The sequence below is a fragment of the Janthinobacterium sp. YR213 genome (genome assembly GCF_900099875.1).
In the GTDB taxonomy this organism is placed as follows: Bacteria; Pseudomonadota; Gammaproteobacteria; order Burkholderiales; family Burkholderiaceae_D; genus Janthinobacterium; species Janthinobacterium lividum.
This window is the reverse complement of sequence record NZ_FNDA01000003.1, coordinates 565,021-583,944: the sequence shown is the minus strand read 5'-3', so window position 1 is coordinate 583,944 and position 18,924 is coordinate 565,021. Positions and strand designations below refer to the sequence as shown.

At 63.5% G+C, this 18,924-nt stretch carries 20 protein-coding genes; 13 read left to right on the top strand and 7 right to left on the bottom strand.

Annotation, left to right across the window (positions count from 1 at the left end; translation table 11 throughout):
• Positions 1-12 precede the first annotated feature (12 nt).
• Genes BLT98_RS16605 through BLT98_RS16575 form a run of 7 tightly spaced genes read left to right on the top strand, consistent with a single transcriptional unit; the run spans position 13 to position 5,683 of the window.
• On the top strand, positions 13-711 hold the full coding sequence (locus tag BLT98_RS16605) for a Crp/Fnr family transcriptional regulator (protein ID WP_034783773.1): 699 nt from the start codon (positions 13-15) through the stop codon (positions 709-711).
• Positions 698-1,417 (top strand): hypothetical protein, encoded by a 720-nt coding sequence (locus tag BLT98_RS16600; protein ID WP_092609516.1) that lies wholly within the window; start codon positions 698-700, stop codon positions 1,415-1,417. The genes BLT98_RS16605 and BLT98_RS16600 overlap by 14 nt, the downstream gene beginning before the upstream one ends.
• A gap of 30 nt (positions 1,418-1,447) precedes the next feature.
• Positions 1,448-3,271, top strand: coding sequence for an aminopeptidase P family protein (locus tag BLT98_RS16595; protein ID WP_092609514.1), 1,824 nt, complete (start codon positions 1,448-1,450; stop codon positions 3,269-3,271).
• Positions 3,271-3,519, top strand: a complete 249-nt coding sequence (locus BLT98_RS16590) for a hypothetical protein (protein ID WP_034783769.1) — start codon at positions 3,271-3,273, stop codon at positions 3,517-3,519. The genes BLT98_RS16595 and BLT98_RS16590 overlap by 1 nt, the downstream gene beginning before the upstream one ends.
• Entirely contained in the window at positions 3,520-4,260 is a 741-nt protein-coding gene (locus BLT98_RS16585; RefSeq protein WP_034783768.1) for an MgtC/SapB family protein, read from the top strand.
• A 5-nt stretch (positions 4,261-4,265) separates the two neighbouring features.
• Positions 4,266-4,853 carry a DUF924 family protein gene (locus BLT98_RS16580; RefSeq protein WP_092609512.1) on the top strand — a complete coding sequence of 196 codons (588 nt, stop codon included), beginning with the start codon at positions 4,266-4,268 and terminating at the stop codon, positions 4,851-4,853.
• 2 nt (positions 4,854-4,855) lie between these two features.
• Entirely contained in the window at positions 4,856-5,683 is an 828-nt protein-coding gene (locus BLT98_RS16575; RefSeq protein WP_092609510.1) for a Rossmann-like and DUF2520 domain-containing protein, read from the top strand.
• A 1-nt stretch (position 5,684) separates the two neighbouring features.
• On the opposite strand, the gene BLT98_RS16570 is transcribed toward BLT98_RS16575, so the two are convergent.
• Entirely contained in the window at positions 5,685-7,139 is a 1,455-nt protein-coding gene (locus BLT98_RS16570) for a sensor domain-containing diguanylate cyclase (RefSeq protein WP_092609508.1), read from the bottom strand.
• Positions 7,140-7,404: 265 nt separating this feature from the next.
• On the opposite strand from BLT98_RS16570, the gene BLT98_RS16565 reads away from it, so the two are divergent.
• Complete coding sequence (locus BLT98_RS16565) at positions 7,405-7,767, top strand: hypothetical protein (protein WP_070258385.1); 363 nt, start codon at positions 7,405-7,407, stop codon at positions 7,765-7,767.
• Between the two features lie 6 nt (positions 7,768-7,773).
• Here BLT98_RS16565 and BLT98_RS16560 read toward each other — a convergent pair whose 3' ends face one another.
• Positions 7,774-8,355: a putative pterin-binding protein gene (locus BLT98_RS16560; RefSeq protein ID WP_092609506.1), complete on the bottom strand. Its 582-nt coding sequence runs from the start codon at positions 8,353-8,355 to the stop codon at positions 7,774-7,776.
• 224 nt (positions 8,356-8,579) lie between these two features.
• Here BLT98_RS16560 and BLT98_RS16555 point away from each other — a divergent pair, with 224 nt between their 5' ends.
• The gene (locus BLT98_RS16555) at positions 8,580-9,161 is read left to right on the top strand and encodes a porin family protein (RefSeq protein ID WP_034783757.1); all 582 of its coding nucleotides are present in this window, start codon (positions 8,580-8,582) and stop codon (positions 9,159-9,161) included.
• A gap of 186 nt (positions 9,162-9,347) precedes the next feature.
• On the opposite strand, the gene ettA is transcribed toward BLT98_RS16555, so the two are convergent.
• Positions 9,348-11,015 carry an energy-dependent translational throttle protein EttA gene (gene ettA, locus BLT98_RS16550; RefSeq protein WP_034783756.1) on the bottom strand — a complete coding sequence of 556 codons (1,668 nt, stop codon included), beginning with the start codon at positions 11,013-11,015 and terminating at the stop codon, positions 9,348-9,350.
• Positions 11,016-11,112: 97 nt separating this feature from the next.
• Positions 11,113-11,997 (bottom strand): EamA family transporter RarD, encoded by an 885-nt coding sequence (gene rarD / locus BLT98_RS16545; RefSeq protein ID WP_070258387.1) that lies wholly within the window; start codon positions 11,995-11,997, stop codon positions 11,113-11,115.
• 237 nt (positions 11,998-12,234) lie between these two features.
• Here rarD and BLT98_RS16540 point away from each other — a divergent pair, with 237 nt between their 5' ends.
• A complete protein-coding gene (locus tag BLT98_RS16540) occupies positions 12,235-14,112 on the top strand; it encodes a potassium transporter Kup (protein WP_070258389.1) in 1,878 nt (625 codons plus the stop codon).
• A 145-nt stretch (positions 14,113-14,257) separates the two neighbouring features.
• A complete protein-coding gene (locus BLT98_RS16535) occupies positions 14,258-14,734 on the top strand; it encodes an FKBP-type peptidyl-prolyl cis-trans isomerase (protein ID WP_070258391.1) in 477 nt (158 codons plus the stop codon).
• Between the two features lie 66 nt (positions 14,735-14,800).
• Here BLT98_RS16535 and BLT98_RS16530 read toward each other — a convergent pair whose 3' ends face one another.
• The 3 genes from BLT98_RS16530 to BLT98_RS16520 form a co-directional block, all read right to left on the bottom strand.
• A complete protein-coding gene (locus BLT98_RS16530; RefSeq protein WP_070279966.1) occupies positions 14,801-15,472 on the bottom strand; it encodes a Dph6-related ATP pyrophosphatase in 672 nt (223 codons plus the stop codon).
• Positions 15,469-15,945: a GNAT family N-acetyltransferase gene (locus BLT98_RS16525; RefSeq protein ID WP_070258394.1), complete on the bottom strand. Its 477-nt coding sequence runs from the start codon at positions 15,943-15,945 to the stop codon at positions 15,469-15,471. The genes BLT98_RS16530 and BLT98_RS16525 overlap by 4 nt, the downstream gene beginning before the upstream one ends.
• Positions 15,946-16,066: 121 nt before the next feature.
• The gene (locus tag BLT98_RS16520) at positions 16,067-16,492 is read right to left on the bottom strand and encodes an organic hydroperoxide resistance protein (protein WP_034783746.1); all 426 of its coding nucleotides are present in this window, start codon (positions 16,490-16,492) and stop codon (positions 16,067-16,069) included.
• A 285-nt stretch (positions 16,493-16,777) separates the two neighbouring features.
• Between BLT98_RS16520 and BLT98_RS16515 the strand changes: the two genes are divergently transcribed.
• Together BLT98_RS16515 and BLT98_RS16510 are read left to right on the top strand one after the other, a co-directional pair.
• A complete protein-coding gene (locus BLT98_RS16515; RefSeq protein WP_092609504.1) occupies positions 16,778-18,037 on the top strand; it encodes a histidine kinase in 1,260 nt (419 codons plus the stop codon).
• Positions 18,030-18,812, top strand: a complete 783-nt coding sequence (locus BLT98_RS16510) for a LytR/AlgR family response regulator transcription factor (RefSeq protein ID WP_092609502.1) — start codon at positions 18,030-18,032, stop codon at positions 18,810-18,812. Before BLT98_RS16515 ends, BLT98_RS16510 begins: the two co-directional genes overlap by 8 nt.
• Positions 18,813-18,924: the final 112 nt, after the last annotated feature.

The following is an 18,924-nucleotide window of genomic DNA, read 5'->3' as shown; positions in this document are numbered from 1 at the left end:
GTGCATCGCACAATGACCAATCCTGATATCAGCCTCAAGGATGCCGTGCGCGCGGCCCACTGGGCACAGCTGCTCGATCCCGTTCAACTGGCCAGGGTCGAGGCGGATGTGTTTGAAACCTTCGTGCCGAAAGGCGGCTTTGTCTGCCGCAAGGGCGAGCCCGTGGACAACTGGATCGGCGTCATCAGCGGCATGGTCAAGATGAATAATTTTTCCGCTTCCGGCAAGGCCATGACCTTTATCGGCGTGCCGCCCGGCAGCTGGTTCGGCGAAGGTTCATTACTGAAGAATGAAATCCGCAAATACGACACCATGGCCCTGCGCGACACGCGCGTGGCGCGCCTGCCCGGCGCCACCTTCCACTGGCTGCTGGAAACGAGCCTGCCATTCACGCGCTTCCTGCTGATGCAGCTCAACGAGCGCCTGGGCCAGTTCATCGGCATGGTGGAAAACGAACGCCTGCTGGACTTGAACACGCGCGTGGCGCGCTGCCTGGCCTCGATGTTCAATTCGCACTTGTACCCGGGCGTGGAAACCCTGGTGCAGCTGTCGCAGGAAGAAATCGGGCTGTTGTCCGGCTCTTCGCGCCAGCGCGCCAACCAGGCTTTGCAAGTGCTGGAAAAGAAAGGTTTATTGCGCCTCGATTACGGCGGCATCCGCGTGCTGGACCTGGAAGGCTTGCGCCGCTATGAGGCCGATGATGGCGAATGACGTGTCGATGGACGAGGTGCGGCAGCTGACGGAGCAGCACTACCAGTCGTTCCTGCAGGCGCGCCTGGCTGGCGCCAAGGCCCTGGCGCGGCTCGATGCGGCCATGCAGGCGCGCCACGCCGTGCTGCCGATGCCGATTACCCTGCGCGAACTGGCCTTGCTGCCGCAATTGCGCGATGCCTCCCTGCTGGCGCTGGCCCGCTCGCCGCACAGCGGGCACTGGAGCCGCGATGACATCGGCGATACGGATCCCGCGCAAGAGCTGGCCGGCGACGCCGCGTATGCGGATTTTGCGCGCGTCATCCTGGAAGAAGCGGCTGCGCACGTCGCCGCCATCCATGCGGGCCAGCTGCCGTATGTGGCCGATGCGGCCTTCGCCACGGCCGATTCCGGCGTGCTGGCGCGAGCCGCGCGGGTGGCTTCCTACCGCGATGACGCATGGTTCGCGCCCGTCATCGCCACCTTGCTGCCGCAGGTATGCGTGGCGCCCGGCACGGCGAAAAGCGCGCCGTCGCAGTCGCTGGCCATGGCGCTGGGCCATGGCGTGGAAACCATCCCCACCCAGGCAAGCCTGGAAGCCCTGCGCGCGGCGCTGGACCAGGTGCGCCACGCGGGCATCCGGAAAAAACTTGAACGCAACCTGAAACCGGCGGAAAAGGCGTTGCGGGCGCGCAGTGCCTTACCCGGGCTAATCGGGGTATCATAGGCGCTTCCCAGCACCGCTTTTTCCGTCCCCATGCAGACACCTGACCAAGCCACTCCCGCCTCCCGTTTGTCGCAACTGCGCGGCGCCATGCGCGCGCAGCACATCGACGCCCTGATCGTGCCCTCGGCCGACCCGCACTTGTCCGAGTATCTGCCGGCCCGCTGGCAGGGCCGCGAGTGGTTGTCGGGCTTTACGGGCTCCGTCGGCACGCTGGTCGTGACGCAGGATTTCGCCGGCGTGTGGACCGATGGCCGCTATTGGGAACAGGCGGAAGACGAACTGGCCGGCAGCGGCATCGTCCTGAAGAAAATCCCGTCCGGTGCCAGCGTGCTGTATATCGACTGGCTGGGCGAGGCCATGCAGCCGGGGCAGACGGTGGCCGTCGATGGCGCCGTGCTGGGCCTGGCCAATGCGCGCCTGCTGCAACAGGCGCTGGGCGCGCAAGTGATCCTGCGCACGGACACCGATGTGCTGCAAGCCGTGTGGCCGGATCGCCCGGCCATGCCCGCCGCGCCCGTGTTCGAGCATGCGGCCGCGTATCCCTCGCTGTCGCGCACGCAAAAACTGGCGGCCCTGCGCGCCAGCATGGCGGCCCAAGGCGCCAGCCACCATGTGATTTCCACCCTCGACGACATCGCGTATCTGTTCAACCTGCGCGGCGCCGACGTCAGTTACAACCCCGTCTTCCTCGCGCATGCGCTGGTGGGACCCGAGCGCGCCATGCTGTTCGTCGCCGACGGCAAGGTGCCGGCGGCCCTGCGCGCCACCCTGGAGAGCGAGGGCGTGGACGTGGCCGCGTATGACCGTGCCGGCGTCGCATTGGCCGCCTTGCCTGCCGGTGCCACTTTGCTGCTCGACCCGCGCCGCATCACGTTCGGCACGCGCCAGGCCGTGGCCGATGGCGTGCAGGTGGTCGAATCGATCAACCCGACCACCCTGGCCAAGTCGCGCAAGACGGACGGCGAGGCCGCGCACGTGCGCGCCGCCATGGAGCAGGATGGCGCCGCCCTCTGCGAGTTTTTCAGCTGGCTGGACGCCACCCTGGCCGACCCGCAGCGCGCATCGTTGACGGAAATCGGCGTTGACGAGCACCTGACGGCCGCCCGCGCCCGCCGCGCCGGTTTCGTCAGCCCCAGCTTCGGCACCATCGCCGGCTTCAATGCGCATGGCGCCATCATGCATTACCACGCCCATGCGGATTCGGCCGCGACTATCGAAGGCGACGGCTTGCTGCTGATCGACTCGGGCGGCCAGTATTGGGGCGGCACCACGGATATCACCCGCGTGGTCCCCGTCGGCACGATCATGGCCGAGCACAAGCGCGATTTCACCCTGGTCTTGCGCAGCATGATCGCCCTGTCGCGCGCGCAATTCCCGCGCGGCGTGAAGTCGCCCATGCTGGACTCGATTGCGCGCGCCCCCCTGTGGGCCGAGGGCATCGATTTCGGTCATGGCACGGGCCACGGCGTGGGCTTTTTCCTCAACGTCCACGAAGGGCCGCAATCGATTTCCCAGTCCGCCATGCCGGAGCCGCAGACGGCCATGGAACCTGGCATGATCACGTCCATCGAGCCGGGCATCTACCGTCCCGGCCAGTGGGGCATCCGCATCGAGAACCTGGTGCTGAATGTCCCGGCAGGGACGACGCAGTTTGGCGAATTTTTGCGTTTTGAAACCCTGACCCTGTGCCCGATCGACACGCGCTGCGTGGAACGCTCGCTATTGCGCGACGACGAGGCGGCCTGGCTCAACGACTATCACGCGACCGTGCGCGCGCGCCTCGCGCCGCACCTGGCCGCGCCGGCCGATGCGCCTGCGCTGGCGTGGCTGGAACAGCGCACGGGAGCCATCTGATGCGCTCGACCCGCGCCACGTCCGCCATCGAGCGGCTCAAGGAACGCACCGGCCACCGCCTCTACACGATGGCGCGCACGGGCGATGAACTGTTCTTCCTCACGGAAGGGCCGGGCTTGCCGCCTTTGTGCCCGCCGCTGGAACTGGACGCCTTTGTCGCCTTCGTCAATGGCCTGGGGCCGCAAAAGGCGCGCCGCGTCAGCAAGCTCGACGTGGCGTTTGAAAAGCAGCTGAGCAAAAAGCCCTAAATGCCGACCATCGACTTCCTGCGCGCCTACTGGTCGCCGGCCGAGCTGGCGACGAATGGCGTGATCCTGCTGAACCTGCTGGGCGCGCTGCTGCTGGGCTTGCTGGTTGGCTATGAACGCTCGTATCACGGGCGCGCGGCGGGCATGCGCACCTACAGCCTTGTCTGCATGGCCTCGGCCGCGCTGACGGTGCTGGGCGGCTATCCCGAGTTCTGGTACGGCGGCCATGGCGCCATCGTCGGCAGCGACCCCACGCGCGTCATCCAGGGCATCGTCACGGGCGTGGGTTTTCTCGGCGCCGGCGTCATCATGCGCGAGGGTTTCAATATCAGCGGCCTGACGACGGCCGCCTCGATCTGGGCTTCGTCCGTGATCGGCATCATGGTCGGCATCGGCTTTTATCTGTCGGCCATGGGACTGGCCTTCCTGTGCGCGATGGCGATGATTTTTCTGTCAAAATTGGAGAACTGGCTGCCGTCGCGCCACGCGGTGGCCATCACCATGCGCTTCCGCCAGGGGTTTATTCCGCGCGAAGATGCGCTGCGGCGCATGGCGGCCAAGCGCGGCTACGACATCGCCAGCGGCTCGCTGACCATCGGCAGCAATGAAGGCATGCAGGAATGGCGCTTCGTCGCCATCGCGCATGGCAAGAACACGGGCGCCAGCCTGTCCGCCATGTCGGCCGAACTGGCCGCTTTCGAAGGCATCGCCGGCTTCCAGCTGTCGCATGCACGCAATTGAAAAGGATGGACATGGATGCACAGGCCCAAGAGGTACTCGATTTCTGGTTCCTGCCGCCGGATAACCCGGATTACGGCCAGTCGCGCATGGAATGGTTCCGCAAGGATGACGGCTTCGACGCGCAGATACGCGACCGTTTCGGCGCGCTGATCGATGCCGCCATCGAGGGCGGCTTGCGCGAGTGGGACACGGCGCCGCACGGCGCGCTGGCGCGCCTCATCGTGCTCGATCAATTCACGCGCAATGTGTATCGCGGCACGCCGCGCGCCTTTGCCGGCGACGCCCGGGCGCTGGCGCTGGCTCTATCCTTGACCGAGCAAGGCCTTGATCAGCAGCTGCCGCCGATGCTGCGCGCCTTCGCCTACCTGCCGTTCGAACACGCGGAAGACCTGGCCATGCAGGCGCGCGCCGTCGAGCTGTTCCAGCTACTGTCGCAGGCGCAGCCCGGCTTTGACGGCATGTTCGACTACGCCGAGCGGCACCAGGAAGTGATCGCCCGCTTTGGCCGTTTCCCGCACCGTAACGCCATCCTGGGCCGCGCTTCCACGCCGCAGGAGCTGGAATTCCTGCGCCAGCCGGGATCAAGTTTCTAGACATGAACGTCACACTGAATATCATCGGCGCCGGCCATGTGGGCCGTGTGCTGGGCCGTTTGTTCGCCGGCGTGGAGGGTGTCGCCGTGCAGGACGTGCTGACGCGCTCGATGGCGTCGGCGCAATCGGCCGTCGATTTCATGGGCGCCGGCACTCCCGTCGCCAGCTATGCGGCCTTGCGGCGCGCCGACGTCACCATGCTGGCCGTGGCGGACGACCAGATCGTCCCGGCCTGCGCGGCGCTGGTGGCCGAAGGACGCCAGGCGGGCGCCATCGTGTTCCACTGCAGCGGCGCGCTGGCGTCGAACGCGCTGCTGGCCGCCACGCAGGCCGGTGCTTTTGTCGCCAGCGCCCACCCGATCCGCAGCTTTGCCGACCCGCAGCAGGTGGCCGCCACCTTTGACGGCACGTTTTGCGGCGTCGAAGGCGATCCGCTGGCGCTGGCCTTCCTCACGCCGGCATTGAACGCCATCGGCGCGCGTCCCGTGCCCATCGACCCTGCCGCCAAGACCCTGTATCACGCCGCCGCCGTCTTCGCCAGCAATTACCTGGTGACGGTGCTCGACGCCGCCTTGCGCGCCTACCAGGCGGCCGGCATTCCCGAGCCGGTGGCGCGCGAACTGGCGCAGCCTCTGGTGACGGAAGCGGTGGCGAACGTGTTCCGCCTGGGCGCCGCGCCCGCGCTGTCCGGCCCCATCGCGCGGGGCGATTCGGCCACCGTGCAACGCCAGCAACTGGCCGTGCAAAGCTGGGATGCCGCCACGGGCGAGTTGTACCGGGCGCTGGTGGCGCCCACGCAGGATCTGGCCAGGCGCAAGCGCGGGGGATGACTCAGGCGGCGTGCACGCCGTTGCGGCCGTGCTGCTTGGCCTGATACAGCGCGCTGTCGGCGCGCGAAAAGAAGGCCGATTCGCTTTCCTCTGGCCGGTACTCGGCCACGCCCAGGCTGATCGTCACGGGTACCTGCGGTTCGGGCAGGCCGAAATCGTGGCCTTCGATGGCGGCGCGCAGGTTTTCCGCCACTTCCGCCGCTTTGGCCAGGTTGCAGTTATTCAGCAATACCAGGTATTCCTCGCCGCCCCAGCGCGTGATGACGTCGCTTTCGCGCACGGTGGCACGCGCCACGTCGGCCACGCCACGGATGACCTTGTCGCCCCACAGGTGGCCGTGCGTATCGTTGACACGCTTGAAGAAATCGATGTCGAACAGGATGGCGGACATCGGTTGTTCGTTGCGCCTGGACAGGAGCATGGCGCGCTGGAACAGCAATTCCAGCGATTGGCGGTTCAATAGCCCGGTCAGCGCATCCGTCGAGGCGATGCGCTCGATGCGGCGCTGGTAGCGGTTCACCGTCAGCAAGGTCAGCACCAGTACCAGCAGGGTGACGCCAAAGCTGATGGCCAGGTTGAGGATGAAGACGCGCTGCAGCGACTGGACTTCGTCGCTGACGTTCTGCTCGACCACCAGGTACCAGCCCAGTTCGGGAATGAAACGCGAGTTGACGAGGATTTGCGCGCGGCCCAGCTGGTACGACAGATGCGTCGGTTCGCTCTGGTGGTTGATGATCTGGTCGGCAATGGCGTTTACGCCGGGCAGGCTGCGGATGTTGCCGTGCCCGTTGCGCATGGTCTTGCCCGCCAACACCAGGGTGCCGGCGCCATCGACAAAATAGATGTTGCGGTGAAAGCGTGCCTGGTAGCGGTCGATGATGTGGCTCATGGTGTCCAGAGTCAGGCCGATGCCGGTGGCGCCGATGAACCGGCCGTCGTAGTCGAGTACGCGGTGGTTGATGAAGATGGTCATGCTGTCGCGGTTGGCCATGTCCACGTCGACATTCGTTTCATAGTCGCTGTTTTCCATGGCGCGCACGCGGTAGTACCAGATGTCGCGTGTCGCCTGCGGGCTGACGGATTTCAGGGTGCCTTCCGCGTAATAATATTTGCTGCTCTTGTCCGAGACGAGAAAGCTGGTGATGGCGCCGTATTTCTTCTTGACTTCGGCCAGATAGCGCACGATCTGTTCCGGCTTGTTTTCGCCGGCGAGTATCCAGTCGCGCACGAAGGTGTCGTGCGCCATCAGCGAGGAAATGAAGACGGGACGCAGCATGTCCTTCTGGATTTCGGAATAGATATTGTCGCCCGTCAGCGGCAAGGTCTGGTCGGCGATGCCATGTTCGATGGTCTGGCGCGACGCCAGGTAGCTGGCCAGGCTGGTGGCCATGAAGCCCGCGCCCAGGATCAGGGTCAGGAGGATGAGCAGGCGGTACTTGATCGACAGAAGACGCATGGAGACGAGGAGTGGCCGGCGGGAAGGCAATCGTGACGCAAGCCAAAAGTATGCAGCAGGGCGGGTATTGGCGCAATGATAACTGGATTTATTGACAATTTACCTTGCTGAACGCGACAAGATAACCACGACTTACCAAATAAAAGTGCCGATTTGTCGACAAAGATGCAAATTAGCAATAAGATTTGACGAGGGGAATCATTGCGCACCGCCCCTGTCTTGCCGCCCGTTTCAGGCGCGGGACATTACGCGCAGGGAGTGTTGTATGTTATTTTTAAAGAGTACGTCTGTCAGCAAGGCCCCCGGCATCTACGAGGTCGACATCGCCGCCAAGCCGCCTGGCAAGACCTTCGGCATTTTTCTCGCCACCGATCCCGACCATCCACCATCGGCTTTGCTGGGGCAATTGAAGGCGCTCGGCTTCGAGAACACCTATAGTTCGCCCTACCTGCACAAGGATGCGGGCAAGGTGCTGGACCTGCATTTCCAGAAAGATGGCACGGATATCTTCAAGGGCTGGAAAACCGAGGAGTGCACGCACAACCTGGCGGCCATCACGGCCCTGTTCGAGGAGCATGGCATCACTATCGCCCCACGGGTTATGTCGATGGCGGAAGCCTACGCTTAATTTGCTTCAGCCTACCTCCACGCCGATGTGATACAGCGCCCACGGGCAGCTGGTGTAGCGTTCGGCCAGGGGCAGCGCCGCCACGGCCGCGATGCGGTCCGCATCGTGGATCGCCCATAGCGGTCCCAGGCCGCCAAGCGCCATCGCCTGCCCGTCCAGGTGGGTGGCGACAATAAAACGCTGTGCGCGCGCCTGTGCCATGGTCAGCGCCGCCGCATAGCCATCCACGGCGCGCAGCAGCAGCCGCACGGCATCTTCCTCAGGCGCGCCCGCCGCCTTCAATACATCGACCAGCAGCGGCCCGCGCAGGGCATGCGCCTTGCCATCGTATTCCAGGGTGGGGTGGATGGTGCGTGCCGGCAAGTTCGCCAGCGCCGCAAAGTCGAAGGCGCGCGCCCGCTCAAAACTGATCTTTTGCTTGTGCATCATCTGGTCGCGCACGGCGTCGAACGGGCCCCGGTTCGGCTTGTCGATGCTGCCTGTGATGGTCAGCAGGGCCGGACCGCGCAGGCCGGCGGGTGCCGCCCTGCTTATGGCGGGCAGGGCGCTGGCAGCCATGGCGGCGGCGAGAAACTGGCGTTTGTGCATGCACTTCTCCTCTGGACTGAAAATCGCTAATGTTCTTAAGTCTATCTTAAGTTCGCTTAACAGTGCGCATTTTACGGTTATTGTCAGTTTGGAATGTTGGCTTACATCTTGTCACAGTTCTTACGGAATGGAGAAAGACGTAGCTTTTTTCGGCTGTTATTGTGTAGTCATCGCACTTCGCTGAACTGCGAATCCAGGCAAGTCAACTAATTGAGAGAGAGAACATGATGAAGAAGAAAATCCTGTTTGCAATGATCGCTTCCGTTACCGCACTGACCGGCATGAGCGCCGCACACGCCGAAGGCGCCTATGTGGGTGCCGGCGTCACGGGCAACCGTTATAACTTCGATATTCCTGGCGCCACCAGCGCCGATAATCACAGCGGCTACAAGGCCGGCGCCAAGATCTTCGCCGGTTACGATTTCGATAAAACCTGGGCGGTCGAGGGCGGCTACGCCGATTTCGGCAGCAAGGATTACAGCTATGTCACTGGCGCCGGCAACGGTTCCGTGAAAAGCGATTCGCACGGCTACTATCTGGCCGGCAAGGCCACCATGCCCGTGACCGACAAGGTCGGTGTATTCGGCAAGCTCGGCGTCGCCAAGGTCAAGAACAGCTTGAGCGGCACCGGCCTGTCGACTGGCATCAGCGGCAACGACAAGACGGGCGTGTACGCTTCCCTCGGCGCCCAGTACGCGATCAACGAGAAAGTCTCGCTGACGGCGGAAGTGGAACACTTCGGCAAGAGCGCCGACCAGGGCCGCAAGGCCACCGGCCTCGCTTTGGGCGCACGCTACAACTTCTAAAAACCTACTGCGCGGCACGCTTTGCGGCCTCCGATGCTCACTGCCTCGGCGGCCCCGTGCTGTAGCACAGCTCCGCTTCTCAGCCACAATTCGTTGCCGCTCGCTACGGTTTTAAAAACTGGAAGTTTGCTGAAAAAAAAGGCAGTTACCGCGAGGTAACTGCCTTTTTGCATGGCCGGACCGAAATTACGTGGTCAAAGGCTTGTAGCGGATACGTTTTGGTTTCGCGCCTTCTTCGCCCAGGCGTTTCTTCTTGTCGGCTTCATACTCTTGATAGTTGCCGTCAAAGAAGGTGACCTGCGAGTTGCCTTCGAATGCCAGGATATGCGTGGCGATACGGTCGAGGAACCAGCGATCATGGGAAATGACCATGACGCTGCCGGCAAATTCCAGCAAGGCGTCTTCCAGCGCGCGCAAGGTTTCCACGTCCAGATCATTCGACGGTTCATCGAGCAGCAGGACGTTGCCGCCCATCAGCAGGGTTTTCGCCAGGTGCAGACGGCCACGCTCACCGCCGGACAGGTTGCCGACCATTTTTTGCTGGTCCGAACCCTTGAAATTGAAGCGGCCCAGATAGGCGCGCGACGGCATTTCAAAGCGGCCCACAGTCAGCATGTCGGCGCCGCCGGACACATCTTCAAAGACGGACTTGTTGTCGGCCAGCGAATCGCGGTTCTGGTCGACGATGGACACGCGTGCCGTCTGGCCGATGGCCACTTCGCCGCTGTCCGGCTGTTCCTTGCCGGTGATCATCTTGAACAGGGTCGACTTACCGGCGCCGTTGGGGCCGATGATGCCGACGATGGCGCCTGGCGGCACGGTAAAACTCAGGTTATCGATCAGCAAACGGTCGCCGAACGCTTTCGACACGTTCTTGAACTCGATGACGTCATTGCCCAGGCGTTCGGCCACGGGAATGAAGATTTCCTGCGTTTCATTGCGTTTCTGGTATTCGTGCTCGGACAACTCGTTGAAGCGGGCCAGGCGGGCTTTTGATTTGGCCTGACGCGCTTTCGGGTTCTGGCGCGACCATTCCAATTCCTTCTGCAGCGCCTTCTGGCGCGCCGATTCCGTCGATTCTTCCTGCTTCAGGCGGGCTTGCTTCTGCTCCAGCCAGGTCGAGTAGTTACCCTTCCATGGAATGCCGCTGCCGCGGTCCAGTTCCAGGATCCACTCTGCCGCGTTGTCGAGGAAGTAGCGGTCATGGGTGATGGCCACCACGGTGCCGGGGAAGCGCAGCAGGAATTGTTCCAGCCAGTCGACCGATTCCGCATCCAGATGGTTGGTCGGTTCGTCGAGCAGCAGCATGTCGGGTTTCGACAGCAGCAGCTTGCACAGTGCCACGCGGCGCTTTTCACCGCCGGACAGCACGCCGACCTTGGCGTCCCATGGCGGCAGGCGCAGCGCGTCGGCGGCCATTTCCAGCTGCAGATTCAAATTGCCGCCGTCGGAAGTCGAGATGATCGCTTCCAGGCGTGCCTGTTCCGTGGCCAGGGCGTCGAAATCGGCGTCTTCCTCGGCATACGCGGCGTACACGGCTTCCAGCTTGGCTTGCGCCTCAAATACTTCGCCCAGGCCCGACTCGACTTCCTGGCGCACGGTCTTTTCCGGGTCCAGCTGCGGTTCCTGCGGCAGGTAGCCGATGTTCAGGCCCGGCATCGGCACGGCTTCGCCCTGGATGTCGGTGTCGATGCCTGCCATGATTTTCAGCAGGGTCGATTTGCCGGAGCCGTTCAGGCCCAGTACGCCGATCTTCGCGCCTGGGAAGAAGGAGAGGGAAATATCTTTCAGAATCTGGCGTTTGGGCGGGACGATTTTGCCCACGCGATTCATGGTGTAGACGTAATTTGCCATTAGAAATCTCGGGTGATATACAAAGACGGACAGGATACGGTAAACGCCCGCTTCCGGCCAGCGCTGCGCGCTGCGGAAACGGACGCCAGGGGCAAGACTAGGCGGCGGCGCGCGCCTTGCGGGCCGTCCACAGGCCCTCGGCCGCATACAGGCCCAGCGCCGTCCAGATGACGAGGAAGCCCAGCATGCGCTCGGGCGTGAACGATTCGTGGAAGACCCATACACCGATCAGCAGCTGCCCCGTGGGGGCGATGTATTGCAGCAGCCCCAGCACGGCCAGCGGCAGGCGGCGCGCGCCGGCGGCAAACAGCAGCAGGGGAATGGCCGTGATGGGGCCGGACGCCAGCAGCAGCGCGCGCGTGGCGGTGGAATCTGTATTGACGAAGCCGCTCTGGCCATGCCAGCCCAGCCACAGCATATAGGCCAGCGCCAGAGGGAACAGAATCAATGTCTCGAACGACAAGCCTTCCAGCGCGCCCAGCGCAGCCGTCTTGCGCAGCAAGCCATAGCCGCCGAAGGTGGCCGCCAGAAGCAGGGCGATCCACGGCACCTGCCCCGCCTGCCAGGTGAGCCAGGCCACGCCGCAGGCGGCCAGGCCGATGGCCAGCCACTGCAGGCGGCGCAGGCGCTCGTGCAGCAGCAAAAAGCCCAGCATGACATTGATCAGGGGCGTAATGAAGTAGCCGAGGCTGGCGTCGACCACGTGGCCGTTGTTGACGGCCCAGATATAGATGAACCAGTTGGCGGACAGCAAGAACGCACTGGCCACGAAGCTGGCCACCACCCTGGGCTGCGCTTTCAGGCTGCCCAGCCAGCTCCACTGCCGGCGCACGGTCAGCACGATGCCCAGGAACAATAGCGACCAGACCATGCGGTGTGCCAGGATTTCCTGTGGCGCGATCTCGCCGATGGCGTGAAAGTACAGGGGGAACAGGCCCCAGCAGAGGAAGGCGAGGGAGGCGTAGAGCATGCCTGGATTCATGATGGGCTTCGCTGGAGAGTAGACAGTCTGTCATTATGGCTGAAAACATCGGGGGCTGCCCGGCGCCGCTGGCGAGGCGTAGAATGGCAACAAATTAATGCCGCAAGCCCGCGCAGCAAGGCGGAGCGGCACAAAACCACGACTTTGGGGCAGCTGCGGAACCATGCAAAAATACTCTTGCTATTTGCTAATACCTATCATATTGTGCGATGCAACAAAACAAAAACGGGTGCAACCTTGACGTCGGAACATAAAAAAAGCGGCCTTGCCGGCATGACGCTGGCGGCCGTGGGCATCGTTTACGGCGATATCGGCACCAGTCCGCTGTACACCCTGAAGACCGTCTTTGACCCGGCCCACGGCCTGCTGCTCTCGCACGAGAACCTGCTGGGCATCGTCTCGCTGATTTTCTGGGGCCTGACCCTGATCGTCTCGCTCAAGTACGTAACCCTGGTGTTGCGTGCCGACAACCGCGGCGAGGGCGGCATCATGGCCCTGATGGCGCTGGTGCTGTCGTCCGTCAGCCGCCTGTCGCGCTGGCATTTCCCGCTGATGGTGATCGGCGTCTTCGGCGCCACCCTGTTCTATGGCGACAGCGTGATCACGCCGGCCATTTCCGTGCTGTCGGCGATCGAAGGCCTGGAAGTGGCCACGCCCGCCTTCAGTCCGTATGTGGTGCCGCTGACGATGGTGGTGCTGGTGGCGCTGTACTCGGTGCAGTCGCACGGCACGGCCGGCATCGGCCGCTATTTTGCCCCCATCATGGTGCTGTGGTTTGCCGCGCTGGCCGGCATGGGCGTGGTCAACATCATCAAGTCGCCGGCCATCCTGGCCGCACTCAATCCCCTGCACGCCGCCACTTTCCTGATGAATAACGGCTTTGTCGCCTTCGTTGCCCTGGGCGCCGTGGTGCTGGCGCTGACGGGTGCCGAGGCGCTGTACGCCGACATGGGCCATTTCGGCAAGAAGCCTATCCGCCTGGCCTGGTTCCTGATCGCCTTTCCCGCGCTGGCGCTGAACTACCTGGGACAGGGCGGCTTGCTGCTGGCGCATCCGGAAGCCGTCTCGAATCCGTTTTACCAGCAGCTGGGCGCGTGGAGCGTGTATCCGCTGGTGATCCTGTCGACCATGGCCACCGTGATCGCCTCGCAGGCGACCATTTCCGGCACCTTCTCGATGACCAAGCAAGCGATCGCGCTGGGCTTCTTGCCGCGCATGCGCGTGCGCCACACGTCGGAAAGCGAAATCGGGCAGATCTACATTCCCGCCGTGAACTGGCTGCAGCTGGCCGTGGTGCTGCTGGCCGTCATCGGTTTCGGTTCCTCGGAAAACCTGGCCGCCGCCTACGGCATCGCCGTGACGGCCACCATGCTGTCGACCACCATCCTGACCTTCTTCGTCATCCGCTACCGCTGGAAGATGAACCTGGCCCTGTGCTGGGCCGCCACGGGCTTTTTCCTGATCATCGACGTCAACCTGGTGTCGGCCACGGCGCTGAAACTGTTCCACGGCGGCTGGTTCCCGCTGCTGCTGGGCTCGATTTTGTTCATCGTCATGCTGACCTGGAAGCGGGGCCGCCAGCTGGTGTTCCAGAACCTGGAAAAGCATGCGATTCCGCTCGACGATTTCCTTTCGTCGCTGTTCATCGCGCCGCCGCTGCGCGTGCCCGGCACGGCCATCTTCCTGCGCGGCGAAACGGATGGCGTGCCGCATGCGCTGCTGCATAACTTGCTGCACAACAAAGTGTTGCATGAACGGGTGATCTTCCTGACCGTCTTCATGCATGAAGAGCCGTGGGTGGCGCCTTCCGAGCGCGTGCGCGTGGTGGACCTGGGCCACCAGTGCTACCAAGTGAATGTGCATTACGGCTTCAAGGATGAACCGGACATTCCGGCCGCGCTGGCGCAGTGCGCCGAGCAGGGACTGGATTTCGAGATGATGGAAACGTCGTTCTTCATCGCGCGCCAGACCATCATTTCGACGCCGGGCGCCGGCATGATGCCATGGCGCGAGCACCTGTTCGTCACCATGTCGCGCAATGCGCGCACGGCGGCCGACTACTATCAGATCCCGAGCAACCGGGTGATCGAACTGGGCACGCAGGTGGAAATATAGATATTGTGTCAATGTTGCATCGAGACACACTTACTGCCTTGCTTACGTCTGCTTACAAATGGGCTACGCGAGTCCTGTTAAACTCCAGCCCGTACCGGTCCGCACCGTACGGGCTTAGCCACACACCAATATTTAAAGGGAAACCATGAAATCGGTATTTCAAATGATCGCCACCCTCGCTTGCGCCGTGGCCCTGACCGCTTGCGGCGCTGCTGCCAACACCGAGAAGCCGGTCGTGCTTGACCCGAACACGCAAGTGAAAGAATTCGCCTTTCCCGACCTGGTGAAAGGCACCGGCACGGCCGCCGCGGCGGGCGATACCTTGACGGTGGTCTACACGGGCTGGCTGTACGACGCGAGCAAGCCGGACGGCAAAGGCGTGCAATTCGACGCGTCTCCTTCTCTCTCCGGTTATACGTTTATCCTGGGTATCGGCAAACATATCCTGGGCTGGGACCGTGGCATGGTCGGCATGCAGGAAGGCGGCACGCGCCGCCTGCTCATTCCGTATGACCTGGGCTATGGCGTGAGCGGTACCCGTGACGCGACGGGTGCGGTGGTGATCCCGCCTTACGCCGGCCTGGTGTTCGACATCACGCTGCGAAAAGTGGAGAAAAAGTAAGCACGCGCAAGGTGCACGGACAAAGGGCGACTCCATGGAGTCGCCCTTTTTGCTTTTGCGGCCAATTCAAACTGGCGCCAGTTCCTGGAAGTAGTAGGTGGCGCCGCCCAGATTGGCTGGCGCGTCATATTGCAGCACTTGCGTGCGGCGCAGCGCCACCGGTGCACTGAAGGCGGGGCCGTCGTAGACGAAGGTGTGGAATTCGCCGTTTTCGCCGCAGGCGTCGACGCCGGGCGGCAGGTCGGCGAGGAAGGCGGCGTCGAACTCGCGCCCGCAAAATGCGCGCGGCAAGTGCTGGCCATTGATGCACACGACGATGGCCTTGAAGCCGGCGGCAAGGAACTCATCGACCAGCGCGCGGCGATCCTCGCCCCACAGGGGCAGGTGGGCCGTCAGGCCGGCGCTGGCGCAGACTTTTTCCTCCCAGTCGCGGTGCGGCTGCAAGTCGATGTCGCCGAAGATGGCGTGGGCGATGCCTTCGTCTTTCGCCGCGCGCAGCATGGCGATGAATTGCTCTTCGTAGCTGGCCCAGCTGGCGTGATAGCGCTGCAGGCGCGCGCCCAGGCTGGCTGCCTGCGCCTCGAGCAGCGCGGGCGGCACGCCGTGCGAGCGCGACTTGCGGCCGTCTTCATCCATGGCCGTGATCAACAGCGGCACGCTCGTGCCGGCGTTGCGCGCGCGCCACAGGGCCAGGCAGGAATCCTTGCCGCCGCTCCAGGAAATGAGGGCCGTCGTCATGCCGCCGGTCCCGGCGGCACCGCGCGCAGCATATCGACGTGCTGTATGCCGTCTTCATCGTAGGGCGCGCTGACGGTGACAAAGCCGAAGGACTGGTAGAAGCGCTCCAGATATTGCTGGGCGCCGATGCGGATGGCGTGGCCAGGGTGCTGGCGTTCCGCGCGCGCGATGCCTTCCGCCAGCAGATGCTTGCCGGCGCCCGTGGTGCGCGCCTCGGGCGCCGTCAGCACGCGGCCCAGCGACATTTCCACATACTTGGCGCCGGGCGCCAGCACGCGCAGGTACGCGGCCAGCCGGCGCTGGCCATCGGCCGTTTGCCAGCCCAGCAAATGCATGGCTTGCTGGTCATGGCCATCGAGGTCCGGGTAAATGCACTGCTGTTCGATGACGAACACGCGCTGGCGCAAGGCCAGCACCTGGTACAAATCGTGGGGGCCGAGTTCGTCGAACGTGTTCCATTGCCAAGCGATCATGAGTGCTCCGAAAAATCAGGGAAAGAGCGTCATTCTAAAGGCGCACGCAAAAAAAACCGCATTGCCATGCAGGCAGTGCGGTTTTGACGGCAGAGCGCGATGCGCCGCAGTCCAGCTACGCTTAGACGATCGTCAAGGTGACGTCGATGTTGCCGCGCGTGGCGTTCGAGTAGGGGCACACGATGTGGGCGGCGGCGACCAGCGCTTCGGCGGCGGCGCGTTCCATGCCTGGCAGCGAAATTTTCAGTTCCACTTCGATGCCGAAGCCCGTTTCGATGGCGCCGATGCCGACGTTGCCTTCGATGGACAGGTCCGCTGGCAGGGCGATCTTGTCGCGGCCGCCGACGAATTTCATGGCGCCGATGAAGCAGGCCGAGTAGCCGGCAGCGAACAGTTGTTCCGGATTGGTGCCGACGGCGCCATTGCCGCCCAGTTCTTTTGGCGTGGTCAGCTTGACGTCCAGCACATTGTCGGACGACACGGCACGGCCTTCGCGGCCTCCGGTGGCGGTAGCTTGAGCGCGGTACAGGACTTGTTTGATCGACATGATGGTTATCCTCGGTGAGTTAAATAGTTAACGACTAAATAGTGTGCTACTTGTTTCGTGGGCTACTGCCCCAGGATGCCCGTCTGAAGAAGCGATTTGCGGCGTCCATGTGCTCAATATATATCGCGCGCTATTTAATTGCAAGCTATTTTATTTGGGAAGGGCGCGGATTTATGCTTTATTTTCTTGCCTTTGTCGCCAGTATTGCCCTTCCATCGCATAATGGCCACCGCCGGTGGGGCCGATGGTTATGCTTGGTCCCACTTCACACCCCAAGGAAAAATCATGACTAGCCTCTTCTTTATCCTGCGCATCACCCTGGCCACGATGGTCACCTACATCATCGCCACGGCGATCCTGGTCGAGAATTTCCTGCGCTATATCTTCGGGCAGACGGAAGGCTTCTTTGTCATCGTCGGCGCATTGCTGGCCAGCGCCGTCATCACGAATGCGTTTTCGCATGTGCGGCGCGTGCGCCTGATCGCCGGCACCGTCAATGCCGGCACCCTGTCGAGCCGCCAGCGGCGCCAGATCGAGATCCCGTTCGAGGCGGGCGAAGCGTTCGACATGATCGACGCGGCCATCCGCGAACTGCCGGGCAGCGAAGTGGTCGAAAGCGCGCGCGACAGCCTGCAGGTGCAGGCCCGCGTGCGCCGCGCCGCGCCCTACACGCACACGGGCTTGCCCCGCATGCGCTTGCTGAGCTTCATTGAACCGCGGCCGAACCAGATTCTCGCCACCGTGACGCCGAATGGCGAGGCGGGCAGCGTGACCCTGATCTGCGAGCCGGCGCGCAATGCCTGGACCGACTGGTTCCTCGTCGACCATGGCAGCAACCTGGAAAACGCGGAAGCGGTGACGCGGGCGATGACGCGCCGGGTGGCGCAGCGCCGCCGCGGCGAGCAGGCCGAGGCGCGCCAGACGGTCACGGAAAAGGAACTCACGGTGGCCAAACTGAGCCTGCTGCACGCGCAGGTGGAACCGCACTTCCTGTACAACACCCTGGCCAGCGCGCAGCTGCTCACGCGCAGCGATCCCGTGCGTGCCGACGAGATGCTGGGTAATCTGATCCTGTACCTGCGCCACTCTTTGCCGCGCACGGAGCAAGCCATGTCGACCCTGGGCACGGAACTGGAACGGGCGCGCGCCTACCTCGATATCCTGAAAATCCGCATGGGTGGACGCCTGAACCTGCAGATCGAGGTGCCGCAATACCTGCGCCAGGCGGAGTTGCCGCCGATGATGCTGCAAACCCTGGTGGAAAACGCCATCAAGCACGGCCTGGAGCCGAAAAGCGGCGGCGGCACCATCTGGATCATGGCGCGCAGCGGCGATGGCACGGTGATCGTCACGGTGGCCGACGACGGCAAGGGCTTCAGCGACGATGGCGCCGGCACGGGTATTGGTTTACGCAATGTGCGCGAACGCCTGCGCCTGACCTATGGCGCGGCCGCGTCGTTTTCCATCCTCGCCAATTTCCCCGATGGCGTGACGGCCACCATCACGGTGCCCGACAGCACGGCGCAGGGAGTCTCCTATGCATAAGCCCGAGATGACGTGCGTCATCGCCGAAGACGAAACCCTGCTGCGCGATGCGCTCGTGGCCCTGCTGGCCGAAGAGTGGCCCAGCTTGCGCATCGTCGCCGCCTGCGACGACGGCGGCGCGGCGCTCGACGCCATCGCCACGCATCAGCCGGACATTGCCTTCCTCGACATCCGCATGCCGGGATTGACGGGGCTGGAAGTGGCGGCCGGCGCGCTCGAAGCGAGTCCCGCCACGCAGGTGGTGTTCGTCACCGCCTACGACCAGTACGCGATCGATGCCTTCGACAAGGGCGCCGTCGACTATTTATTGAAACCCATAGCCCGCGAGCGCCTGCAAGCGACCGTGCAGCGCGTGCAGGCACGGGCCGGCAAGACCCAGGTGGATGACGGCGCGCTGGCCGGCCTGCTGCAGCAATTGAGCAGCGCCTTGCCGGCGGCCGCCAAGTCACCGCCGCTGGTCTGGCTGACGGCCAGCAGCGGTAAGGATACGCGGCTGATCATGGTGGAAGACATCGCCTATTTTCAGTCCGACACCAAGTACACGGCCGTCATGACGGCGGAAGGCGAGGCGCTGCTGCGCAAGCCGATCCGCGAACTGCTCGACGTGCTCGACCCGGCCATCTTCAAGCAGATCCACCGCTCCACCATCGTCAACATGAAGATGGTGGCGTCCGTCACGCGCGACGAAGTGGGACGCGGCGCCTTGCGCCTGAAGACGCGGCCGGAAACCCTGGCCGTGAGCCAGCCGTTCATGGCTTTATTCCGGAATATGTAGGCCGGCTTAGAGCTCCTGACATAATCTACTGCGCGTCGCGATTTGCGGCCTCCGATGCTCACTGTGCATTCGCACAGCTGCGCCTCTCAGCCGCAACTCACTGCCGCTCGCT